Raw genomic sequence first — 24768 nt, 5'->3', positions numbered from 1 at the left:
GCTTTCAAAAATATAATTAATTACTATTTGTACTATTTATCCTTGTGCAGGAGGATTGGAAACTACGGGTGCTTTGTCTTTTTTGCCTCTGCCACTCATTCCTTTTCTCATTTTCTCACCTTTTTCTCTGGCTTCAGCACGGAAAGCATCCATTTTAGTTTTCTGATCTGCAGTTAAAACCGCATCAACTTTAGCTTTTTGTTCATCTATTGCAGCTTTGCGTTCTTTCATTTTGCCTTTCATGTCGCTGTGATCGGCAGATCTCCAGGCCTCCATTTTCTTTGCGTTTTCTAACTCAATAGCATAGATTTTGGTTTTTTGATCAGCGGTTAGGCTGAGCTGTTTCTCTAATCTGGAAGTTACCTTTTCTGCTCTTTGCTCGGCAGTCATCTTAGGCATTGCCCTTCTTGCTCGTTTCGTCGTGTCTTGAGCAAATGCAGCGGTTAAACCCATTACTGCAATTGCTATTGTTAAAATTGCCTTTTTCATGTTATGTTTATTTATGTGTTTGTTAAATTAATAGATACATAAAAACACAAACAGTTTAATCGGCATTTGTTAAAAAAATGTTAATTTTTATTTAACTGAGAGATTGATTTCTGCATTTGTGCCATCATTTGGGTAAGCGTTTCCATTGTCGGGTCTGGTGCAGGTTCAGGTAAGGAGGTAGAGATATATGCTTTAGCTTTCCAGATTTCCAGAATATCATCGGCAGCAATTGTGTAAGCATCGTACACCTTATTATCTGATATCAATTTCAAATCTTTATTCTCTCTGAAACGGTTACCCGCTCTTTTATATACTACGCCTTCATTTTTGCTAATTACGATGTAGGTTTCGCCAGTTTTTACTTCATTCCAGTTATCGAGATACTCACCAATAATTACACTTCCAGGTTGAACAGGCAACATACTATCGCCCATAATTTCAAAAGCCCTAAAGGTACCTTGTCTTAATGCAGCCAATGGAAGTTGAAATTTAGGTAGGTCGCTGATATATTGAGGGTCTGAAAAACCATTCAGATAACCAGCACTCGCTTTAACGGGAACCAGTTCGATATTTTCGCGATCGTTCTGATCGACAGAAATACTCAGCACCCTAAGGTTAGATCCCTGGCTTTTTGGCTTAGGTTTCCAGCTGTCAGATATTTTTTCATTGATGAATTCATCGATGGTAAGATCAAAGTATTCGGCTATTTTTTTTAGCAAATCATATTTAGGTTCCGCCCGGTCTTCCTCGTAAGCCCCGATGAGCGACCTCTTGATTTCCATAATATCAGCGAAATTCTGCTGTGTATGGCCTTTTTTCTTCCTGAGGTACTTTAAATTATTTGAAATATTTGACATAAAAATAAATTTTAAAATAAATTTGGAATTACTAAAATAGTTAGTAATTTTATGCTCATAAAGTTAGTAATATTATTTTGAATTGCAAGAGGGTATACTAAATAGTTTAGTTTTAAGTTTTAAACATAAGATGATGAAAAAGTTTGTTTATATCGTTACCGACAGAAATCGTACAAGTATGCACGTGGGCATGAGCTCTGATTTAATGAAGACACTGGATTTTTACAAACAGATGCCAAACTTATTTTTTGATAATGGGCAACAATTAACCCGCCTGGTTTATTTTGAAGAGTTTAAAACTGAAGCACAGGCTTTGGTGCGTTTTAAATCAATTAGTCGGTTTACGCGCATGCAAAAGGAACGTTTGGTAAGATCTTGCAATCCAGATTGGATTGATTTAACTATAGGCCTCGATTTCGAAAATATTCTTTTACATCGTAATGTGAGCAATCAGGTTAAAGTATCATTTACGAGTTTATCTTAGCGCCTGTTTAAAAATAGAATTATTTGTTATGTCAGTCTGAGCGAAGTCGAAGACCATTCAGCGCATTAATAAAAGCAAGCGATTATTCTCCCATTGACAGAATCTATCATTACGGCCGTCATTCTCGCGAAGGCGGGAATCTTAAAGCGCTTGCATTACGATTATTCATAAGTTTCCCTTGTTTTAAAGGTATTCATGAGCACTCCGTGGTTCCCAATCAAGTTGGGAATGACGATTCCTCGCAGCCTATAAAAAAGCGATTAATTATATTTTAATCGCTTTAACAAGTAAGGAAAAGTCTAATTTTTTATTTTTTCGAGGAAATCATTTTCCAGATCTTGAAGATTTTTGAAAAATTCACTTTTATCCATAAACACTTTTGGATTATAAGGATCTCCTGATTTACGTTTATTGTGGAGATCAAACTGACTTGCGTGAGAGGCAACCCAAAGATCAAAGTCAAGCTTTTTCATTGCCTTAAAAGTTTCAGTATAATCTTTTTGAATATCTTTATATGATGCTATTTCAGAGAATTTTCTGTCAACAATTATGGATGGCATATTGGCAATCAAAATTTTGTAGCTAGAATTTTTATCTTTCGTATCAAATATAAAACTACACGATCCTTTAGTATGCCCGGGATGATGAAGCATTGTTAAAGTAGTGCTGCCTAATTTAATTTTATCATCATTCTTCAATAGGACATCAGGTTTCACGGGTTTGAAACTTACGCCATATTTCCCAAGCTCATAATCCGATTTTCCGCCGGTTTCAAGGGCATCCGCGTCTTTGTCATCTACATATAGTTTTGCACCGGTTTCTTTTTTAATTTCAGCCATAGCGCCCAAATGATCAAAATGTGCCTGGGTTAAGAGCAAAATTTTGATTGATTTATAATCGAATCCCAAAGCTTTTATATTTTCTTTTATTATCGAAAGCGAATTAGCTAAACCCGTATTTATTAATATATTTCCTTTTTCTGTTACGATTAAATAAGAAGCTAAATCATACGTGCCAACATAATACAGATTACCTGCAATTCTAAATGGCTCTGTAGCCTGAGACCATTCTTTTGGATTATTAGCGGGCTCTGTTACTGTTTGAGCAAAACCTAACAGACTGCAAGACAATAAAAGCAGTAAAAATATTTTTTTCATATACAATTCGAAATTTAATTATTTTCTTGTTACCATCCCGGTGCAAAGGTTAAACCGAATACTCCGGTTTTAACATCCTTTCTTTGAAAAGGAATTGCATAGTAAGGTTCTAAAACAAAATAGCCAAAAACGTTTACCCTTACTGATATACCAACACTAATTGCTGGTACACGTTCTGTTGTAGACTGAAAGGTAACCGGTTTACCCTTCTCATCAAAAACGGGTTGTTTATTATCATCTAAAACAGGTTCAGTAGTATAAGTTGGTTCACTTTTAAATTTCACTTTGGTATCGTTCGTCCATGCCAATCCTGCATCGAAGAATAAATTAAGGTCAGAGAATAAAAACTTAGAAGGTATAGCCGCTAATTTTTTAGGTCCTGTAAATGGCAAGCGTACTTCGAAATTAAATACGGCAATTTTACTTCCTGTTAATTGGTTAATATCGAAAGATTCTGATGATTGTGCGGAAGTACTTTTGTAAATTGAGTTTGATTCATAGCCCCTAATCAAGTATGGATAACCAAGATACATTGGATAAAGCCTGTCTGCATCTTTACCGATCCTTAAAGTATTGTAACTTCTTACAGCAAATGTTACTGGCTTAGCTCTCCAATATTTACGAAGATCCGCCGTTACACCAGCAAAATTATAAGTACCAAGATATTTTTCGCCACTTACACGATATCTGAAACCGTCAAGCGGACCAGTAAGGCCAAAGATTGAGTTATCGCCTACAAAACCAGCGTTTAATTGATATAATGTAAAAGAATTAAAAGGAATGCCATAATCCTGAGAAGCAACATCGTTAGAAATCCTGCTTTTATTTGAACCTATGTAGTTGCCAACCGAATTATAATAATTGCTATATCTATCAACTCTGTAACTATAATGTGAAAATGAACCGCCCAACTCAAAACGGTGTATTTTACTAAATGGATAAGCGCCAAAAACCTGAAACTGATCTTCAAAGGTTCTGATAATGTCTGTTCTATCTGCCAGAGCATTAATAGTGGTGTTATCGCCCGTAGGGATATTTTCATAGCCGTAAGATCTAAAACCAGATACATAAGGAATGTGCGAAACAGCAGCGCCCCAATTTATTCTGCTTTTCTGATTGATGTAACCCACCAAACCACCAAAATCATAAATTTCTCCATTTACGGATAGGTTTGCTATGATCTGGTTGGTGCCTAATATATCGCTGAACATTCCTACTATACCACCAGAAACACCGGTTCCGAAACGGCTGGTTGAAACACCTACGCCACTATTTGCTAAATAATCTAACCTGAATTTTGGCTTGTAAGGCACCGCTTTCATCGAATCGGCCACTATTTTTTCGAAACGGTCAAAATTATTTAAATTAGAATTGATGATGTTTACCCCTATATTTTCCATAGGAGGAAGTATAGCAGCATCGAAATTTTCTTCCTGGTTACCAATTCTTTTCGCTTTAAAGCTGCTTAACTTAGCATTATATAAGGTATAACGCTGGTAACGGTAATAGCTATATACAATATCATCTGTTGTTGACACCGAAATGGCTGGCGAAAACTCGGTAATTCCACTAATCCCAGTAAAATAATCGGTTAACTGATCAACCGTATTATCAGCGAAATTGTATTTGTATAAATTTCTAAAACCATCTCTGTTAGACAGGAAATAGATATTCTGACTATTAGCCGAAAATTGTGCGTTTAGGTTATTCGCTCCTGGAAAAACACCCAAATTACTTACGGTTTTAGCCGCAATATCGTAAACAGCAAGATTTATAGGCAATACTGCGTTAATTACATTGGCCTGAATTGCGGCTCTATCTGATGAAAACACCAGTTTTTTACCATCAGGAGAATAACTTGGTGCATAATCGGAATATACATCATCGGTAATCTGAGTAACTGCTTTGGTATCTAGGTTGTAAGAGAAAATATCACTTTGCCCTTCAACCATTCCTGAAAATGCGATATCTTTTCCATTTGGCGACCAGGTTAAATTACCAAATTGCTGCACCTGTGCCATTGGTGTTTGAGATACAGTAGTTCCGTTTGAAACATTAATAATCATCATCTGGTTTTTACCATGACTGAAGATACTAAAGGCAAATTGCTTACTATCCGGCGACCATGCTCCGGCTGACTCTATAAAGTTAAAATCATCAATATGGCCATTAGAGATCTGACTGCTCAACTTCCTGATAATTCTCCCGGTTTTGGCATCTGCGAGAAATAAATCTATACCAAAAAGGTCTTTTTCAGACATAAATGCTAAATACTTTCCATCAGGACTAAGGGCAGGGGCGACGTTCATATTACCTGCGTTTTTATTGTCGATGATTTTTGTACCCGTAATTTTAATCTGCGAACTATCAGCTTTTAACATCGGCTTATAATGTGCATCGATGGAGTTTTTCCAAAGACCAGATAATGTTTTATCGTCGTAACCAAATGTATATCGGATGGCATTTTCGTAACCATATTTTGCAGTATTCTTAAATAAAGGAACAATGGTGGTATCACCATATTGCGAACCGATATAAGTCCAGAAGGCCTGACCATAACGGTAAGGAAAGTATTTGTTGGAGTTGGTTAAATCTTTTAACGAAGGAATATCACGATTTAACATAGCATCGCGCATCCACATGGAAGTAAATGCATCTTTTTTCCCGATTGATAAATACTCGGCCATCCCTTCAACCATCCAAAGTGGTGTCTGACCAACATTTTCTAGGCTGATAGAATCTTTTTCGAGTAGAAGGTGGTATTGAAAAGCATGAACAAGCTCGTGACCTAAAACGTGCCTTGTTTGGCTATTGAGTTCCATAACAGGCATAATTACCCTGTTTTTCAGTGCCTCTGTAACCCCGCCGGTACCAATACCAATTTCTCCGTTAAGCACTGTAGTTTGCTGAAAATCAGGATGATTATTGTATAGGATAATCGGATTTTTCTTTAAAAAAGTATCTCTAAAAACTTCCTGATGCATTTTGTACCAGGTTTCAGCATCTTGTGAAAAACGTTTTAAAAGTTTCTCATTTTTAATATAATAATAGATCTCAAAATGGGGCGTTTGCAAAACTTTAAAGTCGAGTTTTTTATACCTTACCTTGTTTTGTCCGAAATATTGGGCCTTAACAGAAAAAGAAAGAATAAGCAGGAGCAATAAAGAAGAATATCGCCTTAATAAAGTAGAGCCTATTTTCATATGTGTGGTTTTTAGTAATGATTGTTCAATAATTTACGAAGATGAAACGGTAAAAAATCTGGAAATAAAAATAGCAATTGTTTAAAAGAGTATTAAAAATTTAACACTTTTTAAAATCCCACTACCTATTTTACACAGGCAGTGAGCTATTTTGGTTTATTTCGGTCCAAAAAACTATTGCTGATTGTTATCTTCGTTTTTCTTTTTTTCCTTTTCTTCCTGACGTTGTTTTCTCCGAAGTTCACGTTCCTCTTTTCTGGTTAGTGGCACAGTAGGGGTAACGGGATTTTGAGCAGGCTCTGTTTTATTTTCTTCTTTTTTAACTTCGGGTTCATTGTTTAACGGTTCCGTAGTAACGGGTACTTCGGCAGGAACGGTAAAATCAGTAGAATCAACGGTTACGCTGTCAGTTGATGTTGTATCCCTGATAATTCTTGGACTAGGGCAATTGTAAGTGCGGGTAATATCAACTGTTGCTTTAGGGAAAGGCCCATAAGTATATCCTGATTTCGGATCGAGGTAAACTTTTTCCATAAACTTAGCAAAAATTGGCAGGGCAGTTCTCGATCCTTCACCTTGCTCGCCATTTTTAAAGTGGGCTGTTCTTTCATCACAACCTACCCAAACACCAGTCACCAGATCTTTGGTTAAGCCCATGTACCAGGCATCCACATAATCAGAAGAAGTACCGGTTTTACCACCAATCTGGTTATTTTTCTTAAACAGGTCAGGCCATTCCCATAAGGCCTGGGAAGTTCCTTCAGGTTCTTCCATACCACCACGGAACATATAGGTCATTAACCAGGCAATTTCTTCAGTTAAAACCCTTTTTGTTTTAGGTTTAAATTCATCTATTAAATTGTTATCCTGATCGGTAATTTTTTCTACCAATATGGGATCGGTTTTAATCCCCTTATTCATAAAGGTAGCGTAAGCTTTTACCATCTCGTAAACGGTAACATCATTTGATCCTAAACTTACCGATGGTACAGATTCCAGGTGGCTGTCAATACCACATTCGTGTGCATATTTAACCACGTTATCCCAGCCCACCTTTTCGGTTACCTGGGCAGTAATGGTATTCACTGATTTTGCCATGGCCCAGCGTAAGCTCATTTCGCGGTAGGAAACACTATAATCGGCATTTTTTGGCTCCCAATATTTCGTTTGGCCTTTATCCTGGTAAGCAATTTTAACAGGCTTATCGGTAAATTTATCACAAGGACTCATGCCTTGTTCTAAAGCGGTTAAATAAGCAAATGGTTTAAAAGTAGAACCCGCCTGGCGTTTAGATTGATTTACGTGATCGTATTTGAAAAACTTATGGTCTATACCGCCCACCCAAACTTTAATTTTTCCGCTTGCAGGCTCCATAGTCATCATTCCCGTATTCATGATTTTTCCGTAATAACGGATCGAATCTAAAGTAGAGAATAAAGTATCGCGATCGCCTTTATATGTGAAAATCTGCATTCTTTTCTTTTTATTGAAATAGGCAATAACAGAATCTGGATTGTTAGGGAACTTCTTTTGCAAGAGTGAATAAATCGGAAGGTTTTTCATTGCCCTGTCAGGATAATCAACCTTTTGCTTTTCCGAATCGTACCAGGGATCTTCTTTGCCCCAAACACTATAAAACCTGCGTTGCAAAATCCTCATCTCATCGGCAACCGCTTCTTCGGCATAACCCTGTAGTCGAGAATCGATGGTCGTGTAAATTTTCAATCCATCTTCATAAAGGTCGTAACCATTATCAGTACACCATTTCTCTAAATATTTTGCCACAGCTGCCCTTAAATAAGAGTCACCATCACTGCCATCCTGCATTTTACCTTCTTTCAGTTTAACAGGCTCCTTTGATAATTGTGTTAAACTATCCTTGCTGAGGTATTTGTACTTGTTCATTTGCGCAAGCACTACATTTCTTCTTTCCAAAGCCTTTGCAGGATTTTTAGTTGGATTATATAAGGTTGTTCCCTTTAACATCCCCACAAGCATAGCTGCATCTGTAGTAGCTAAATCTTTTGTCTCTTTATCAAAGTAAATCCGGCTGGCCGTTTTTATTCCGTATGTATTATTACCGAACGAAACGGTGTTCAGATACATGGTGATGATATCATTTTTAGAATAGTTGGATTCTAACTTTACAGCTGTCATCCATTCCTTTAGTTTTACTATTAAGGTTCTAACTAAAGGTATTTTAATCAATAATCCCTGCGATTTATTATAACGTGTACGGTAAAGGTTTTTTGCCAGCTGCTGGGTAATGGTACTGGCTCCACCATCCTTTCCCAAACCAATAACTGCTCGGCCAACTGCCTGCACATCGATACCCCAATGTTTATAAAAACGCACGTCTTCAGTAGCAACCAGAGCATGTATTACACTAGGTGCAATATCATTGTAATTTACAGGCGTTCTGTTTTCTTTAAAATATCTGCCAATCAGTTTTCCATCTGCAGTGTAAAGTTCAGAACCAACACGCAGGGTAGGTGCTTTAATATCCCGGACACTTGGTGAGTAGCCAAATAGCCATAAAAAATTTAATTGCAGGGCAGAAAAGAAAATTATTATAAAAAATAAAAATATTGTAGAATAACGTAAGTACTTGTTCTTTATCTCTTTAAACATATTGGATAAGATGATCTTTAGGTAAAAGCTGTGGCGTTAAATATAAAAAACTCTCTATGCAAATTAACGTATTTAATTTACTTATTTTTTAGTTCTATATTTAAATTAACGATGCATCGATTTATCTAAAATAATACATGATTATGAAGAACGAATTTAAAGGGTTAATTGTACAGGGTGGTGAGAAATTTTCTTTAAAAAATCATAAAACTGATTTTACTGGTAGTTATAACAAAGAAAAAGCTAAAGATGCATTGGTGAATTCGAAAATAGAATTAAACCATTTACAGGAGAAATTATATGCCTCAGGCAAACATTCTGTTCTGATCATTTTTCAGGCGATGGATGCTGCAGGTAAAGACAGTGCCATTGAGCACGTTATGAGCGGACTAAATCCGCAGGGATGCCAGGTTTATAGTTTTAAAGTTCCTACACCAGAAGAATATGAGCACGATTTTTTGTGGAGACATTATAAAGCTTTGCCAGAACGCGGTAGAATAGGCATCCATAACCGTTCGCATTACGAAAACGTTTTGGTTTGTAAGGTACATCCCGAATATATTCTGAGCGAAAATATTCCAGGTTTTGATGATGTTAAAGAGATCCGCAAAAGTTTTTGGCAGCAGCGCTACAATAGCATTAAAAATTTTGAAGAGCATTTAACCGCTAATGGAACGGTAATTTTAAAGTTCTTTTTAAACGTGAGCCAGGATGAGCAAAAACAACGCTTTTTAGAACGTATTGATGATCCTACCAAAAACTGGAAATTCTCTTCAGGTGATATTAAAGAAAGGGCTTTGTGGGATAAATATATGGATGCGTATGAAGATGCAATCAATGCAACAAGTACAGAAGAATCACCCTGGCACATTATACCCGCTGATAAAAAATGGTTTACCCGGCTGGCTATTAGTGAGATTATTGTAGAAAAGTTAAAAAGTTTAGATCTTGAATTTCCGGTACTTGGAGAGGAAGAAACAGCCAAACTGAGTGAAACCAAGCGTATTTTGCTAAGTGAGTAAAAAAATGCAGGCCTATAAGCCGGGTTCTGTTTCCTGATTGCTCAGGCTTCTATCATTTATCCAGTATAAACGTTGCCGTTTATCTCTAACGACCTACCCACTAACATCGGACGGGCAGCCCTTTATCCCGGCATAAAGTCGGGATGTTAGCCTATTTGGTCTTTCAACTCCCGGGGTTTACAAACCACTGCAGTCGCCTGCAATGCTCGTGCGCTCTTACCGCACGTTTTCACCCTTACTCCGACATAAGCCAGAGCGGTATATTTTCTGCTGCACTAATCCGTAATTCAGGTTTTCATTCCTGAATCCCTTTCCGTTAGAAAGCGGGATGCCCTGCGTTGCCCGGACTTTCCTCTCTTCCGATTTTATTCGAAACAGCGATAGAACAGCCTGCATTTTGCGCAAAGATGGTTTTTTTTGACCACAAAAGACACAAAGAGCACAAAGATTTTGTATTTATTTACAATCCTGCAAATCTTTTGAAACCTTCGAATAAGGTACAAAGCCTTGCTTATTACCAAATGAATTGGTAATGAAAACCATTACCTGTGCCACATCAATATCAGCTAATTCAGGGAAAGCTGGCATTTTTTCTTTGTATTCCTGACCATGAATGATCAAAGATTCGTTTGCACCGTTTTTAATAAAACAGGCTAAACGAGCTTTGTTTACCTTTAAAAATACCGAATCGGTAAGTGGGGGAGCAAGTTTACCTAATCCTTCGCCGTTTACACCATGGCAGTTTTGGCATTTGGCTTTATAAATATCTTTTCCGTTCGACATGTAATTTTGCAGATCGATGGTTTCCTGATTTTGACAGGAAACAATGATGCCTATAATAAAAAGGGAAAAAACTGAATTGATAATGTACTTGCGCATGGATGTTTTGTAGTGAAAATCATCCTTTCGATCCGATAGCTAGCGGATCGAAAGGATGATTAAATATAACTTTACTTTTTATATTCGGCCAACAAAACGGGAATATCTTTTTTCAACTGCTCTACCTGATCTTCTTTGGTGCCATCGTAAGCACCGCGGATGCGCCTGTCTTTATCAATTAAAACCAGGTAACCCTGGTGAATATAACCATCTTTAGCAGTACTGTCTTCGCCAACTGCCACTAAGTAGTTTTTTTCGGCCAAAGTGTATACGCTATCTTTTGTACCATAAAGAAATTGCCATTTCGGACCATCTACGCCTAATTTTTGAGCGTATTTTTTTAAAACATGAGGTTTGTCATATTTAAAATCAATTGTATGTGATACAAACATTACATCTGGATTGCTTTTAAAGTCATTATAAACCGTCATTAAGTTACGGTGCATGGTAGGACAGATGGTGGTGCAGGAAGTAAAAAAGAAATCGGCCACATAAACTTTGCCATCCGTTGACTTATTGGTCGTTACAATGCTATCCTGGTTTAAGAAAGACCAAGCAGGAATCGTTTGGTAAACCGTATCAATTTTTTCTACACCTGCAGCATCTTTAACGGTTTCTGCATGGCGCTCGCCATAAAATGGAAGTTTTCTTTCTTGTTTGCAAGATGCGAATAATAAACCTACGCTTATAAGGATTGTGATATAGCTGATATTTTTCATTGTATTATAATTGATTAATATGTTTCAAATTTACTGTATTTTGTTTTTTACTTTTTTATAAAAATCATTAAGCCGAGCAAGCTAACGGTTAAAATTAACAAGGCCGCTAATAAGATAAAGAAATCACGAAAGTTTTTCCCTGCCCAATCCAGGTAATGGAATTTGTGCAGAAAAGCAAAAGAATACCCTTCGTAACGATCGGCATCTGCAATTTTTGCAGCTAAACGGGATGTTTTTGTGTCGATATATAAATTTGTGTGATTGGGAGTGTTATACGTTAGTTTTACAACAGGGAGGCGTTTAAAAACAAACCCATATTCTCTATCATCGAATTTATAGAGTACGCTGGTTTTTATTAGTTTCGCTTTGCAAATGTCATTTTCAGTAACGTTTGAAGTACAACATTCCATTTCGGGCTCATCTGTATCTTCTGATTTGTTTTCAAATTTATTTGCTAAGAATTTAGCATATTCGAGATTACCGTTGTTGAGTTTCGAACTATCTTTTGCATTGATATAAATCGTTTCTTCCGGTAAATCTTCGGTCTTATTGTAGAATACTTGAAAATATACCTGTTTTTTAAACTTTACAAGGGAAATATTGCTCAGGCGGTTCAAATCTAAATTTAAAATGTTATTGGGTATTTTAAGTTCACTAATATTGATGTTTGGCTGGTAAACTATATTTTGAATGGTATTTGAGTTAAGCTTATTCATAATATGATAAGCTCCGCTAAATGCAAAGGTTAATGTTAATAAAGAAATGCAAATTCCAATCTGACGGTGGTAAAGCCTTAAGAAACCAATTTTGCTTCCCTGTTTTGGTTTTTTAAATTTTTTCCAGAGCACACCATAAATTAAAATACCACTTAAAGCAGATAAAGTAATAATGGACAATAAAGCTACCATAATACAGGTTTTAACCACGTTATTACTGATTGCTTCTAAAAATGACCAGCTATGGAAATTATCAAACAGCCACAAAAAGGTTTTTCTTGCATCGGTATTAAAGGTAGCCAATTGAGAAGAGGCTGTTTCTACATAAACATCCATGGCATCTTTTCGGTTAAAACTTACTTTCCAAACCGGAAGATATCTGTTTACATATTTATATTGCTGACTAAAACTTGTTTGAACAGTAATTGATTTAATTTTACTCGAACGGTCTGCGATAAAATAACGGGCCAGATATTCAGCATAACGTTCGTCTCCATTACTTAATGCTATTCCGGTTGTTGTATTAAAATAGTGTAAATCTCCCTTGATACTTTTAAGCTGATAATAGGTTTGCTGATCGAAATTTACTATCCTGAAGTTTTTAAATTCCTGGATATTATTTTTAAGCAAAACATCCTGAAATGTGAGTTTAATCTGCCCCTTATTGATGGGTTTTGGTACTAAAATCTGATGGGCAATTTGAGGCTTAAACCAATTGGACAGAAAAGGATGCATCAATCCGGATAATGTCCAGAAAATAACAGGAATAACTGTAATAAGCCCAATAGTACGATGCCATTTGTACATATTACGCTTGACGCTTTGTTTAAAATTTGATGTTTTATTATTCATCTTTAAAATTTTTTATTTTAAATGAAAGAGGTAAATGAAAACCTGATGCGATCTGATGACATCTTTTGGTACTTCTATTTTTTCCCTGCAAAATTATATTGGATTCCGAACACGAATGTTCTTGGTGCCGCAGGAGTAAAGGTGCTTGTATCTGTTGCATTATTTCCTCTGGTAACATTTGTTGCGTAAAGTGTATTTCCTAAATTCATTACATTACTATATACTTCCACACCTTTAATTTTATACCCAATCCGGTAGTTTAGTAGCGTATAACCATCATATTTAACTGTGTTTATCTGATCCTGGTAGTAAGAAGATAAATGTTGCAACTCTATAGACATCCGCAGATTTGGCAATTGTTTTGGATAATAGTTAAACTCTGTATTGTATACCCAGCGCGGAGCAGATGGCATTTCGTAATTGTTCAGATTCTGTAGGGCATCTTTAGGATTATCACTTACCTGAAAACTGATGAATTTGTGTATGGCAACTGTGCCGCCAAAACGGAAAGAAAATTGAGGCCCAGGATTAGCGGTTATGCCAAATTCAATTCCACGATGCAAAGTTTTTCCCGCCGATTGATAATCGGTTGAATTATCTGGTTGACGGATACTTAGCAATTCATTAGTGCCATTCATTTGGTAAATAGCAATATCAGCATAAACTTTATGGTTAATGAATGTTGCCCAACCTCCAAGCTCATAATTCTGGAAAGTTGCAGGCTCCAGGTTATAATAAAACTGAGCAGGACTGGTGTTAGGCTTTGCTCTGAAAATTGCAGTTAAAGCGGTTGGCGAAAAACCTTGTGCGTAATTGGCATATAGCCCTTTCTCCTGATCGATCTGATAAGTTAAACCAATTTTAGGCGTTAACTTACTATATGCTTTTTCTCCGGAACTGTTGTCTAAGTTATTTATATAGGTAAAACTCATCCTGTCATATCGGAGACCTGTAGAAAATCTTATTTTTTTTACCAGCTCGAAATCATATTGCAGATAACTTGCGGCATTGCGGATTTTGGCATTGTAATCAGATAATTCAATATCCGGACGTTCTTCTTTAAGGCTATATTTTTCAACCGATTTTCCATCAGGACGAAGTTGTGCAATTAAATCAGTTTGATAAGCCCAATAGTCGTTTGGAGAATAATCAAACATGGCCCCGGCAATTAATTTTGAATTTAAGAAATTGAAATGTTGACTGTGCTGCGCAATAACACCATAGCTGCTGAAATTGTTAGCATTAATTTGACCACTTGCAGTAGTTTGGCCTGTTTTCCATCTGATACCATAGGAAGGATTTTGCCCTAATTGATCGTTTCTGTTAAAAATGGTAATAAATGATTTAGCATTTTCATTCCATTCATGTTCAAGGGTTAACCGTGTTCTGTTCGCATCCGATTTGCGGTAAGCAAAATCAGATGTACTCAGGTAGTTTCTACTATAAAAAGCAATACTATCTACACTACCACTCATTTGGGAGTTGTATTTGCCGTAAATAAAATTACCAATTAAGCGTGTTTTAGGAGTGAAATTATATTCTAAACGGGCATTTATTGTTTGTTTATGATAGTCAGAAGTGGTCATCCACGAATTGGTTTGTTTACTGGTTAAACCTCCAATGTAGAATCCAAATTTTCCAATTGTAGCACCAGTGCCAAACTGAAACCGCTTATATCCCCAGTTATCAAATTGAAATCCTGCTTTAGCAGTAGGAACTGTTGTTGGTCTTTGCATGATAAAATTAACTGCACCACCAATAGCTTCTGGTCCGTAGATGGATGAAACCGGACCTTTAACAACTTCGATAGAACTAACCGTATATTGATTAATTTGTAACAGGGCATTGTGATTAAAAACACCCATGGGTCGAATAGGAACACCATCTTCCATATATAAATAATACGGGTTGGTTGTAATTGGCTGTCGGATAGACATCATGTGTTGTTCATTGCCTAAATCGACCATCAAAACACCAGGTGTCTTATTTACCACCTCGAATAAAGTGGTAGCTTTCGTCTCGTCGATTAATTTCGCACTAAGTTTCGTTATTGCAATGGGCGTTTCGCTACTTAACGAAGCTTCTCTATTTGCCGTAACCATAACACTCTGCAAAGTTCTGGAATCGGTTGTTAATTCTATATTTTGATTGTTGTAAGCTTTAATTTCTACATTTTTATAACTGATGCAGCTAATTAAAATATCTGGTGAAGCCTGGCTGCAAGTTAATTCGAAATAACCTTCATTGTTGGTTTTTGTAATGTTAACACTATTTTTTTCCTTAACCAGCGCGGCAACAACAGGTTCCTTTGTTTGCGCATCGTATATTTTTCCTTTAATTGTTTGGGCGTATGCAGCAATATTAAGGCATAGCAAAATGCCTGTTAGTATTTTGAATTTCATTCATTAAAAATTGGGTGGTGATTAATAGTTTCAAACTAACCAGCTGGATAACATTTGTATTTTATAGATAAACATGGCTGCTTAACGCCTGATTGGCATTAACTGGTGCTTTCTATTTGATGTTATTAGTGGTTATAATTAAAAATTAACCCAATTTTGGAGGATGGAATATGGATATGGAAAGATCTTTAACCGGTTTTTCGATGTAAAGATTTTCTGAAGTGATGATGAAATAAGGAATATGATGGTTCAATGCAATAGTCTGAAATCTGGGTTCAGCCTCTATAACTCTTTTAAGGTTTTCCTGAGCCTGTTTATTTTTACCATCAAGGTCTTTCAGTTTTTTTGCAAGGAAACACTGTCCATCACAATGTAATTCAGGATGCTCTTTATTAATACAGAATACACTGGTAATGTATTCTTTGTTCATTTTATAACCAGAATAAATCACCAATTGCATGAAACCGTTGCTAACGGTGCATATAATGATCAGATATATTAAGATTTTTTTGAACATGGTATTGCGCTGCAAAAGTATTAAAGAAATTGGTTGCAGCAAAGGAAAATAAAAATTGGCTGAGTTTAAACTTTAAAGTATAACTTAAAATTGATATAAGGTGATGTTTTTCAGGAATTTAAAGTATTTAAGATTTAACGTATAAAGTTCTAAATCATGAAACATTGCGGTAGATGCAATTAAAGCATCTGGAAGATTAAGATTGTGTGATAAAGAAAATTGCTCCACTAATTTTACTGCTTGTGTGGATATTGGAGAAGAAATGGGTAAAACCACTAAATTATTGATGTCTTTTCTTATTAAACTTAATTCTTTTTTGTTTCTGGCTCCATAAAGTAATTCTGCACAAGTAACATCCGAAATTGCAACGCTGTTTTGACCAATGTTTTTAAAAGTTTCAATGACGGTATCATTTCCTTTATAAATTTCAATAAAGATGTTTGTATCACACAGAACCATTATCTTTTCCAGGCTTTATCACGAAGTTCTTCCGAGTTAATATCGTAGTCACTCCAAATACCTTTGGATAAAGAAAATTCTATCACTTCAGTTGATTTCTCCGCATTAGTGATTCTTAATTCAGCATCAATATCCCATGATTTCAAAAAGTTTAGTAAAGCATCAATTTTGCGCTGTTCTAAATTGTCTTTTAAGATTATCTCCGTCATGATATTATTTTTATTGTAAATATAAGAAATCTATTTTTATTGATTTGACTTCCTTAAAAGGCTGTACGGTTCGTGTCTTACAAGTGATTCTAATATATTTTTGAGTTTGTGCAGCAGACTTTACCTGCGCTTTTAGTTAAAGTAATTTTTTTCTATCTTGCCATACACAAAAATGAAACCTATGAAATTATTTAAAACTATCGCGGTGATGATGGTATTGTCATCATGCGCCAAAAAAGAAGTTCCAGATGTACCTCCAACCTTTAGTGATCCAGATTGGACCAGGCTCGAGATTGCCGATGGGAGAGAAGCCCATGCTGTTTACGGGAATATTGATGATACATTAATGGTATCTACCTTAACTGAAATTTATCAAACTACTGATAGGGGCAAAACCTGGAAAAAAACAAAAGTAAATAATCAACCGATTTATGGTTTTCTATCTGTAAAGGATACTATTTTTGGCTTACAGGCAAACAGCCTGAAGGATAAAGCCGGTCAGAAATTGGCAACTTTTAGTCAGTATTTTAGTTTAGATAAGGGATTTACATGGGATTGGAGCACTAAATTTGGAGTTTCGGAACAGCGATCTCAGGCATTTGCTAGCGTCTCTGTAAATAACCAGTTTAAAATTAAACTTAAAGAAAATATAGAATCTTTTGATGGTGGTCCGGCAAACGGCTCTGGCTATGTTCTTAAAAGTGATATCGAAGTTTTTAAAAACGGAACTTCAAAAATACTTCCGGTCCCATTTGATAACCAGATTACCAATCTACATGTAGATAAACTGGGAAGGCTTTATGTTTCTGCAACACGCAGTATCCATGATAAAAACACAGGCAAATATGTTTCAACTGAAAAGAATCAGCCTGCTATTATTTATATTTCTAAGAAAAATGTAAGAGAGTTGATTGATTAATTAATAATCAGTAGAAAATAGTGTCGTCATTACGAGCGGACCCGATAGTATCGGGTGTAGTGCAGTTGAAAAATCTATCCAGAAAGATCTCTCCATTCCACTGCGTTCAGTCGAGATGACGACACTATAGCAAACTATGCCTGCAAATCGGCCATTACCGCTTTAATTTTTTCTCCAAGCTGTGCATTAACCGAATCAAAATCTTTTCTATCTGCCAAAGGCGCATTTACACTACAATAGAACTTAATCTTAGGCTCCGTACCACTCGGACGTGCAGAAACGATACTTCCATCTTCAGTAATAAATTGCAAAACATCCGAAGTCGGGTAATCCAGTTTAGTTACTTTTCCTGTTGCTAAATCTGTTTCCTGACTCAATTCGTAATCTTTCAATACTGAAACTTTAGAACCGCCTAATGTTGCAGGAGGATTTTCCCTGAATTTAACCATCATGGCTTTAATTTCTTCAGCACCTGATTTACCTTTTTTAGTCAACGAAACCAGATCTTCTTTATAAAGGCCATATTCTACATACATATCCAATAAGGCATTGTATAAACTTGCACCTTTATCTTTGTAATAAGCAGTCATTTCAGAGATAAAAGCTGCAGAAACTACTGCATCTTTATCGCGTACTAAATCGCCGATCAAATAGCCATAGCTTTCTTCGCCACCACCAATAAAGTATTTTTTGCCTTCCAGCTCAGTCATTAACTGACCGATATATTTAAATCCTGTTAAGGTATTGTAATAGGTTACATTTTTCTTTTTGGCAATCTCTTCGATCAGGTTAGAGGTTACAATGGTTTTCACAATAAACTGGTTACCATCTAATTTGCCGCTATCTTGCCAGGCTGATAATAAATAGTTAATTAACAGACTACCTGTTTGGTTACCATTCAGTAGCACCCATTCGCCATCATTATCTTTTACGGCAATACCCACACGATCCGCATCTGGATCAGTTGCCAAAACTAAATCAGCATCAATCTCTTTTGCTTTGTTCATCGCTAAAGTTAATGCTTCTTTTTCCTCTGGATTTGGATAAACCACAGTTGGGAAATTTCCGTCTGGTGTGCTTTGCTCTTCAACTAAGGTTACGTTGGTAAAACCAAATTGAGCTAGCGCTTTAGGCACCAATGTGATTCCCGTTCCGTGGATAGGTGAGTAAACAATTTTTAAATCATGCTGTCTTTTAATGGCTTCCGGAGAAATTGAAAGCGCTGCAATACCATCCAAATAAAGTTTATCTACATCTTCACTAATTAATTCAATATTTGAATCTACACGATCAAATTTTACTTCATCAATGCTTTTAATCTTGTTTACTTCATCAATTACCAATTTATCATCAGGAGAGGTAAACTGGCCACCGTCTGCACCATAAGCTTTATAACCGTTATATTCTTTAGGATTATGCGATGCGGTTAACATGACTCCACTTTTACAACCAAAATGGCGCACAGCGAAAGAAAGCTCTGGCGTGGGTCTTAATGCAGAGAAGAAATATACATGAATCCCGTTTGCTGAAAAAACATCAGCTGTAATTTTAGCGAAATAATCAGAGTTGTTGCGACTATCATGCGCAATGGCCACTTTGATTTTCTCGTTCGGATATTTATTGTTTAAGTAGTTGGCCAATCCCTGTGTCGCAGTTCCAATGGTGTATTTGTTTATCCGGTTGGAACCTGCCCCCATTACACCGCGTAAACCGCCTGTTCCAAACTCTAAACTTCTATAAAATGCATCTGTTAATTCTGTAGTCGCATCTTTATTTACAAGAGCCTGAATTTCTGCCTTTGTATTTTCATCATAATTCCCACTTAACCACTGATTAATTGTGGCTTGCGTTGATTGGTCAATTGCCTGCATTGAGCTGTTTTTTTAATTTAATATCTGGTGTTGAACAAATTTAAATGAATGATGTTTGGTTGAAACCTATTTATTTCAACTCATCCAAATTTTATTTTGTTGAGGGTGTTGCTTTTAAGCTTGTTTTGCTTATTTTCACGCCCCGATACAATAATAAAGAAATTCCGGTATTAAAGTAAAATCATCTTAACTTTTTCACAATCCAAAAGGGATTATGTAAAGTTTTGGCAGTTTTTATCACAGTTAATAATAATTTGAGTAGATGAAAATATTAAAATTTGGGGGTACATCTGTTGGTAGCCCCGAGCGCATGACGAAGTTATTGGATATCATAGATCCAAATGAAGAACAGATTGTAGTGTTATCAGCCGTTTCTGGAACTACAAATAGTTTAGTAGAGATTTCTAATTATTTTTTAGCCGGAGATAAGAAGAACGGAAGTACCGCCGTAGAAAATTTATATCAAAAATATAAGGATTTCGTAATTGAACTTTTGCCCGCTGCTGATTTTCAGGAAATGGGAAATGAAGTGATCGATTACCATTTTAGCTTTTTAGCCGTTTTAACCAATGATATTTTCACTTCAATTGAGGAAAAAGTAGTACTGGCGCAAGGCGAATTATTGTCTACCACTTTATATCACATCTATTTGAAGTCAATTGGAATCGAATCCGTATTGTTACCCGCATTGGATTTCATGAAAACGGATGAAGATAACGAGCCTGATATTCCGTTTACCACAAAGCACTTAACATCTTTGCTGGAAGAGCATAAAGACAATAAGTTATTTATTACGCAAGGGTACATCTGTCGCAATAGTTTTGGCGAAGTAGATAATCTGCGTCGTGGTGGTAGTGACTACACAGCCTCATTGTTAGGTGCTGCGATTCTGGCCGAAGAAGTTCAGATCTGGACGGATATAGACGGTATGCATAACAATGATCCACGTATTGTTAAAGGCACCAGGCCAATTGCCCGGTTATCATTTGATGAAGCAGCTGAGTTGGCTTATTTTGGTGCAAAGATTTTGCATCCTCAATCGGTTTTCCCGGCACAGAAATATAAAATTCCGGTTCGTTTATTAAATACGATGGAGCCTTCTGCGGCGGGTACTTTGATTACGCATGATAGCGAAAAAGGGAAGATTAAATCAATCGCTGCTAAAGACGGGATTACTGCAATCCGCATCCAATCTAGCCGCATGTTATTGGCTTATGGTTTCTTACGCCGTGTTTTTGAAGTTTTTGAGCGTTACAAAACACCAATCGATATGATTACTACTTCTGAGGTGGCCGTGTCATTAACCATTGATGAAACAGCTCATTTACCGCAGATTATCGAAGAACTGGAAAGTTTCGGAACAGTAGAAGTAGATACCAACCACAGTATTGTGTGTGTAGTTGGCGATTTCGGATCAGAGAAACATGGTTTCGCCAGCAGGGTTTTGGAAGGTTTAAAACACATTCCAATCCGTATGATTTCTTACGGAGGAAGCAATTATAATGTATCGCTTTTAATTTTAAGCGAGTATAAAACTGAGGCTTTAAGAAGCTTGCACAATAGATTATTCGAATAAGAGAAAAAAGGCGCCAATTACTACCATTAATCCGATAAGGAAGTGAAAAGCCAAAAAGCTTGATGGTAGTAATCCGTTTTTGTATTTTTTGTAGGAGTTATACAATCCCGCAGAAAGAATAAGAATGATAAATATGGCAGCTGTTATCTTCATTTTTTGATAAATAAAAGGAACAGTACAATAAAAAGTAACACGATAAAAAATCGGATTTTTCCATTGTATTGTTTCCGGGTAATTCTTGCATGTTTTAAATCCAGGTGGTTACCCAAATAAACTAACCCGAAGAATAAAATTAAAATTATAATAAGGAATTTGAACATGTTCGCCGATAAAGATATATCAAAGTTTAACAATATTGAAACGCCTTTTTACTACTATGATACCGATCTGTTGCAAAAAACCTTGCATACCTGTGCAGATGCAGCGGCTCCATACCATTTCCATATCCATTATGCATTAAAAGCGAACTTCAATAGTGTGCTGTTAAACCAGATCAAAGAAATTGGTTTCGGTGCAGATTGTGTGAGTGCAGGAGAGGTGAGAAGAGCTGTTGAAGTAGGTTTCGATCACAAAAAAATCGTTTTTGCCGGAGTAGGCAAATCGGATAAAGAAATCAACGAAGCTCTTGATCTTGATATTTTCTGCTTTAACGTAGAATCTATCCAGGAGCTTGAGGTGCTAAACGAACTGGCTGCTGCAAAAGGAAAAGTGGCACAGGTTGCTATCCGCATTAATCCAAATGTTGATGCCCATACTCACCACAACATTACCACGGGTTTAGATGAAAATAAATTCGGAATTAATTCATGGGATTTACCGGAATGTGCGGAGACTTTAAAAGCTTCGCCAAACCTTAAATTTATCGGCATTCACTTCCATATTGGTTCACAAATTACCAATCTGGATGTGTATAAAAACCTTTGTGTACGTGTAAATGAATTTGCAGCCTGGTTTGAAGATAAAGGATTTAACCTTAAAGTGTTAAATGTTGGTGGTGGCTTAGGGATTGATTATTACAATCCCGATCATCAAATTCCAGATTTCGAATCTTACTTCAAAATTTTTAACGAGTTTCTGACTGTTAAACCTGGTCAGGAAGTGCATTTTGAGCTGGGTAGGGCTTTAGTTGGACAATCAGCATCATTAATTACAAGAGCACTTTACATTAAAAAAGGAAAGAAAAAAAACTTCGTGGTTTTAGATGCAGGGATGACCGAATTGATGCGACCGGCTTTATATCAAGCTTATCACAAAATCGAAAACTTGTCTCAAATCTCAAATCTCAAATCTCAAACCTCAGTTAAATACGATATTGTAGGACCAATCTGCGAAAGTACTGATTGTTTTGGTAAAGAAGTTGAGCAGCCAGAATCTTTCAGAGGTGATATTTTTGCCATCCGTAGTGCAGGTGCTTACGGAGAAGTAATGGCTTCCAAATATAACCTTAGGGATGCCATAAGATCGGTTTACAGTAACGAAATCTAATATCAATCGCCGATACGCAGAACAAATGCTACAAACGTATCGGCGATCTTTTAGGCAATAAGGTGTTAAAACCTGAGGCCAACAGAAAACCTGATGTTAAAGGGTTCTCCTTCAACAAAGAAATAGTTATTCCCGGCATACGGGAAATCAGTTGTAATATCCCCGGAAGAAATATAACGTTTATTCGCCAGGTTATCTGCAATTACCCTAACCCAATATCTCGGATTTGTAAAGCTTACCCCAGCATCAAACTTGGTGTAATTAGGTAAGAAAATATCCCGCTGACTAATTGCAGAGAGTTTTGCAATACTGGTTTGGCCCGCACTCAGTGAAATTTTATTATATCCCTTTAATGGAATGCTGTATTGAATCCAGGTGTTAAAAATTTGTTGAGGCACATCAGGCATTTTTTGTCCTATAATAGAAGGATCGTCTGGCGTAGGATCAAGGTTATTGTCTTTCGTAATTTTAGCATCTACATAGGTGTAATTCGCCACTAATGAAAGGCGATCGGTAATGTTTCCAATCACATCAACTTCAACCCCGTTACTCACTACCTCTCCCAATTGCAGGTAATAAGCTACAGCGCCCGCAGCAGCTGTATAACTTCTAAAATCCCTGGCAGATACATTTTGTTTTGCCGAATGGAAACCATTTATGGTGGTCAGCAGCTTTCCATTAAACCATTTTTTCTTAAAACCAAGATCGAAGCTATTTCCGAATTGAGGGTCTATAGGTCTTGTTCCGGTAACTGTCCGTTGTCCTGCCGTTGCACTGGCTGTAGTTTCAGTTACGACCTGACCCGTTTGCGGAACAAAAGATTGGTCATACAAAAAGTAGATGGATGAAGTAGAATCAGGAGTAAAAGTTAGGGCTAAACGTGGTGAAAAGGCGTGTTGCTTGTATTGATCAGGTGTACGTGGGCCTCTTGTGGTGGTTAAAATATTCTGATTTCTGTATTCTGTATACCGCGCTCCAACTGTCAATAGAAATTGATTAAAGGCAATATTGTCATAAACGTACGCTGCCGTGTAATGAATTTTATTTTCCTGCCTGATGGATCTTTTGGTTACAGCTACCATATTTGGATCGACATCATAATTCGGATTGTTGCGGTCGAACGCGATAGGATTAGTTCCGTAATAGGTTGAAAGCGAATCTTTTCCTTTAGTATAATCGCCACCAACCAGGAGTGTATGTTTAAACTGCCCGGTGTTAAATTTACCATTCAGAAATAAGTTGGTGTTATAGGTTTCACCTAACAAATTAGAATTACTGGATATCCGCTTGGTTTTACCCGCATCATCAAAGCTGATTGAAGTTCTGTTATTTGATGAAACCATATACCATTGCGTAGAAGGAGCCTTCACATAATTAGACTGGGAAGTTAACTGCCAGTTCGAATTGAATTTATGAACGGCTACAAATCTGCCCGTATGTGTTTGTGCAACACTCAACGGAAGGCCAATACCTGCGCTGTAATTTACGCCAATCGGATCTTGCAATACATCTTTATCCTGGCGAAGTTTATTAATGGATGAACCATTTTTTACTTCACCGCGAATGTAATTATATTCGGCAATGACATAAGTCCGCGGGCTGAAGTTATACTGAACTACAGGAGCAATCACATATTTCTCCGTTTTCATGTTGTTCAGGTAAGAATTTTGCCGCTGATATGCTGCGTTGAAACGATAAGAAAACCCTTTGTCTAAAGCTTTACTGCCAACATCAACTGTAGATCTGAAAAGGTTGTAATTACCTCCGGTAAGCTGCACATTCAGTAGCTTTTCTTTCGGTGTTTTGGTAGAAATGTTTAATGTTCCGCCGGGTTCGCCAACAGCACTGATAAATCCGGCCGGACCTTTAATAAATTCCAGATTTTCAATTAAGGCTTCATCATCAAGTGTTGCACCAAGCACCAGCCGGCTGGGCATCCCGTTAATAGTGGTAGCGGCATTAAACCCTCTGATTTTAATGGAAGCAGAATTGTCAAAAGGGGAACTGTTGTATCCGAAATAGATTCCGCTGGCATTCCTGGCCATGTCTTTTAATTGAAAACTTCCTTGCTGCTGTATCAATGCAGAAGAAATACTAATAATGTTTTGAGGCATCTGAAGTAGTGGAATCTGCATTCTCAAGGCTGCCGATAAGGTGTCTTTTCGTAATTTAACAGCTTTTTTTCCGGCAATACTAATTTCTCTTAACTGCTGCGTTCTGTTAGAATCTAATGTAGATTTCGTTTTGCTTTGCTGTTGTGCAAATAGCCGGGGAATGCAAATAAGGGTGATTAATAACAAGTAAAGTTTTTTCTTCATTTC

20 protein-coding genes and 1 other RNA gene are annotated in these 24768 nt (G+C 36.7%); 5 read left to right on the top strand and 16 right to left on the bottom strand.

Annotated elements, in window-relative coordinates; all coding sequences use genetic code 11:
- Positions 1–36: 36 nt before the first annotated feature.
- Both BCL90_RS15470 and BCL90_RS15465 read right to left on the bottom strand, forming a co-directional pair.
- Entirely contained in the window at positions 37–489 is a 453-nt protein-coding gene (locus BCL90_RS15470) for a hypothetical protein (RefSeq protein ID WP_121284903.1), read from the bottom strand.
- Between the two features lie 80 nt (positions 490–569).
- Complete coding sequence (locus BCL90_RS15465; protein ID WP_086546492.1) at positions 570–1346, bottom strand: XRE family transcriptional regulator; 777 nt, start codon at positions 1344–1346, stop codon at positions 570–572.
- Positions 1347–1479: 133 nt separating this feature from the next.
- Here BCL90_RS15465 and BCL90_RS15460 point away from each other — a divergent pair, with 133 nt between their 5' ends.
- Complete coding sequence (locus tag BCL90_RS15460) at positions 1480–1830, top strand: GIY-YIG nuclease family protein (RefSeq protein WP_121284902.1); 351 nt, start codon at positions 1480–1482, stop codon at positions 1828–1830.
- 299 nt (positions 1831–2129) lie between these two features.
- Here the strand turns inward: BCL90_RS15460 and blaB3PEDO are convergent, their stop codons facing one another.
- From blaB3PEDO to BCL90_RS15445, 3 genes are all read right to left on the bottom strand, one after another.
- Positions 2130–2987: a PEDO-2 family subclass B3 metallo-beta-lactamase gene (gene blaB3PEDO / locus BCL90_RS15455; protein WP_121284901.1), complete on the bottom strand. Its 858-nt coding sequence runs from the start codon at positions 2985–2987 to the stop codon at positions 2130–2132.
- 29 nt (positions 2988–3016) lie between these two features.
- Entirely contained in the window at positions 3017–6190 is a 3174-nt protein-coding gene (locus BCL90_RS15450) for a peptidase MA family metallohydrolase (RefSeq protein ID WP_121284900.1), read from the bottom strand.
- A gap of 174 nt (positions 6191–6364) precedes the next feature.
- Positions 6365–8821, bottom strand: a complete 2457-nt coding sequence (locus tag BCL90_RS15445; protein ID WP_121284899.1) for a transglycosylase domain-containing protein — start codon at positions 8819–8821, stop codon at positions 6365–6367.
- Between the two features lie 143 nt (positions 8822–8964).
- Here BCL90_RS15445 and BCL90_RS15440 point away from each other — a divergent pair, with 143 nt between their 5' ends.
- A complete protein-coding gene (locus BCL90_RS15440; RefSeq protein ID WP_121284898.1) occupies positions 8965–9843 on the top strand; it encodes a polyphosphate kinase 2 family protein in 879 nt (292 codons plus the stop codon).
- Here the strand turns inward: BCL90_RS15440 and rnpB are convergent.
- The 8 genes from rnpB to BCL90_RS15400 form a co-directional block, all read right to left on the bottom strand.
- Positions 9843–10240: RNase P RNA component class A (gene rnpB, locus BCL90_RS15435), an RNA gene on the bottom strand. The genes BCL90_RS15440 and rnpB overlap by 1 nt on opposite strands.
- A gap of 59 nt (positions 10241–10299) precedes the next feature.
- Positions 10300–10722 (bottom strand): c-type cytochrome, encoded by a 423-nt coding sequence (locus BCL90_RS15430; RefSeq protein ID WP_121284897.1) that lies wholly within the window; start codon positions 10720–10722, stop codon positions 10300–10302.
- Positions 10723–10793: 71 nt separating this feature from the next.
- Entirely contained in the window at positions 10794–11441 is a 648-nt protein-coding gene (locus tag BCL90_RS15425) for an SCO family protein (protein ID WP_121284896.1), read from the bottom strand.
- A gap of 47 nt (positions 11442–11488) precedes the next feature.
- On the bottom strand, positions 11489–13009 hold the full coding sequence (locus BCL90_RS15420; RefSeq protein WP_121284895.1) for a PepSY domain-containing protein: 1521 nt from the start codon (positions 13007–13009) through the stop codon (positions 11489–11491).
- Between the two features lie 74 nt (positions 13010–13083).
- Entirely contained in the window at positions 13084–15411 is a 2328-nt protein-coding gene (locus BCL90_RS15415; RefSeq protein WP_121284894.1) for a TonB-dependent receptor, read from the bottom strand.
- 145 nt (positions 15412–15556) lie between these two features.
- Complete coding sequence (locus BCL90_RS15410; RefSeq protein WP_132397827.1) at positions 15557–15841, bottom strand: hypothetical protein; 285 nt, start codon at positions 15839–15841, stop codon at positions 15557–15559.
- 171 nt (positions 15842–16012) lie between these two features.
- Complete coding sequence (locus tag BCL90_RS15405; RefSeq protein WP_121284892.1) at positions 16013–16387, bottom strand: type II toxin-antitoxin system VapC family toxin; 375 nt, start codon at positions 16385–16387, stop codon at positions 16013–16015.
- Positions 16387–16596, bottom strand: coding sequence for a hypothetical protein (locus BCL90_RS15400; protein WP_121284891.1), 210 nt, complete (start codon positions 16594–16596; stop codon positions 16387–16389). Before BCL90_RS15400 ends, BCL90_RS15405 begins: the two co-directional genes overlap by 1 nt.
- Positions 16597–16777: 181 nt before the next feature.
- On the opposite strand from BCL90_RS15400, the gene BCL90_RS15395 reads away from it, so the two are divergent.
- On the top strand, positions 16778–17515 hold the full coding sequence (locus BCL90_RS15395; RefSeq protein ID WP_134380664.1) for a hypothetical protein: 738 nt from the start codon (positions 16778–16780) through the stop codon (positions 17513–17515).
- A 134-nt stretch (positions 17516–17649) separates the two neighbouring features.
- Here the strand turns inward: BCL90_RS15395 and BCL90_RS15390 are convergent, their stop codons facing one another.
- Complete coding sequence (locus BCL90_RS15390) at positions 17650–19386, bottom strand: phospho-sugar mutase (RefSeq protein ID WP_121284889.1); 1737 nt, start codon at positions 19384–19386, stop codon at positions 17650–17652.
- Between the two features lie 262 nt (positions 19387–19648).
- Between BCL90_RS15390 and BCL90_RS15385 the strand changes: the two genes are divergently transcribed.
- A complete protein-coding gene (locus BCL90_RS15385) occupies positions 19649–20962 on the top strand; it encodes an aspartate kinase (RefSeq protein WP_121284888.1) in 1314 nt (437 codons plus the stop codon).
- Here BCL90_RS15385 and BCL90_RS25745 read toward each other — a convergent pair.
- Complete coding sequence (locus tag BCL90_RS25745) at positions 20951–21115, bottom strand: hypothetical protein (protein ID WP_166792216.1); 165 nt, start codon at positions 21113–21115, stop codon at positions 20951–20953. The genes BCL90_RS15385 and BCL90_RS25745 overlap by 12 nt on opposite strands.
- A gap of 165 nt (positions 21116–21280) precedes the next feature.
- On the opposite strand from BCL90_RS25745, the gene lysA reads away from it, so the two are divergent.
- Entirely contained in the window at positions 21281–22447 is a 1167-nt protein-coding gene (gene lysA / locus BCL90_RS15380; protein WP_121284887.1) for a diaminopimelate decarboxylase, read from the top strand.
- Positions 22448–22512: 65 nt separating this feature from the next.
- Here the strand turns inward: lysA and BCL90_RS15375 are convergent, their stop codons facing one another.
- Positions 22513–24765, bottom strand: coding sequence for a TonB-dependent siderophore receptor (locus BCL90_RS15375; RefSeq protein WP_121284886.1), 2253 nt, complete (start codon positions 24763–24765; stop codon positions 22513–22515).
- Between the last annotated feature and the right edge of the window lie 3 nt (positions 24766–24768).

The organism is Pedobacter alluvionis, from assembly GCF_003664035.1.
Taxonomy (GTDB): domain Bacteria; phylum Bacteroidota; class Bacteroidia; order Sphingobacteriales; family Sphingobacteriaceae; genus Pedobacter; species Pedobacter alluvionis.
Note: the sequence above shows the minus strand (reverse complement) of the source record. Positions and strands in the feature narration are given on the sequence as shown.

Excerpts from the sequence above, each read along its gene's own strand:
- BCL90_RS15430 (WP_121284897.1), bottom strand. The coding sequence starts at position 10,722 with ATGCGCAAGTACATTATCAATTCAGTTTTTTCCCTTTTTATTATAGGC.
- BCL90_RS15405 (WP_121284892.1), bottom strand. The coding sequence starts at position 16,387 with ATGGTTCTGTGTGATACAAACATCTTTATTGAAATTTATAAAGGAAAT.
- BCL90_RS15445 (WP_121284899.1), bottom strand. The coding sequence starts at position 8,821 with ATGTTTAAAGAGATAAAGAACAAGTACTTACGTTATTCTACAATATTT.
- BCL90_RS15395 (WP_134380664.1), top strand. The coding sequence starts at position 16,778 with ATGAAATTATTTAAAACTATCGCGGTGATGATGGTATTGTCATCATGC.
- BCL90_RS15425 (WP_121284896.1), bottom strand. The coding sequence starts at position 11,441 with ATGAAAAATATCAGCTATATCACAATCCTTATAAGCGTAGGTTTATTA.
- BCL90_RS15375 (WP_121284886.1), bottom strand. The coding sequence starts at position 24,765 with ATGAAGAAAAAACTTTACTTGTTATTAATCACCCTTATTTGCATTCCC.
- BCL90_RS15415 (WP_121284894.1), bottom strand. The coding sequence starts at position 15,411 with ATGAAATTCAAAATACTAACAGGCATTTTGCTATGCCTTAATATTGCT.
- BCL90_RS15460 (WP_121284902.1), top strand. The coding sequence starts at position 1,480 with ATGAAAAAGTTTGTTTATATCGTTACCGACAGAAATCGTACAAGTATG.
- BCL90_RS25745 (WP_166792216.1), bottom strand. The coding sequence starts at position 21,115 with ATGAAGATAACAGCTGCCATATTTATCATTCTTATTCTTTCTGCGGGA.
- BCL90_RS15450 (WP_121284900.1), bottom strand. The coding sequence starts at position 6,190 with ATGAAAATAGGCTCTACTTTATTAAGGCGATATTCTTCTTTATTGCTC.
- BCL90_RS15420 (WP_121284895.1), bottom strand. The coding sequence starts at position 13,009 with ATGAATAATAAAACATCAAATTTTAAACAAAGCGTCAAGCGTAATATG.
- BCL90_RS15410 (WP_132397827.1), bottom strand. The coding sequence starts at position 15,841 with ATGAACAAAGAATACATTACCAGTGTATTCTGTATTAATAAAGAGCAT.
- blaB3PEDO (WP_121284901.1), bottom strand. The coding sequence starts at position 2,987 with ATGAAAAAAATATTTTTACTGCTTTTATTGTCTTGCAGTCTGTTAGGT.
- lysA (WP_121284887.1), top strand. The coding sequence starts at position 21,281 with ATGTTCGCCGATAAAGATATATCAAAGTTTAACAATATTGAAACGCCT.
- BCL90_RS15470 (WP_121284903.1), bottom strand. The coding sequence starts at position 489 with ATGAAAAAGGCAATTTTAACAATAGCAATTGCAGTAATGGGTTTAACC.
- BCL90_RS15400 (WP_121284891.1), bottom strand. The coding sequence starts at position 16,596 with ATGACGGAGATAATCTTAAAAGACAATTTAGAACAGCGCAAAATTGAT.
- BCL90_RS15390 (WP_121284889.1), bottom strand. The coding sequence starts at position 19,386 with ATGCAGGCAATTGACCAATCAACGCAAGCCACAATTAATCAGTGGTTA.
- BCL90_RS15465 (WP_086546492.1), bottom strand. The coding sequence starts at position 1,346 with ATGTCAAATATTTCAAATAATTTAAAGTACCTCAGGAAGAAAAAAGGC.
- BCL90_RS15440 (WP_121284898.1), top strand. The coding sequence starts at position 8,965 with ATGAAGAACGAATTTAAAGGGTTAATTGTACAGGGTGGTGAGAAATTT.
- BCL90_RS15385 (WP_121284888.1), top strand. The coding sequence starts at position 19,649 with ATGAAAATATTAAAATTTGGGGGTACATCTGTTGGTAGCCCCGAGCGC.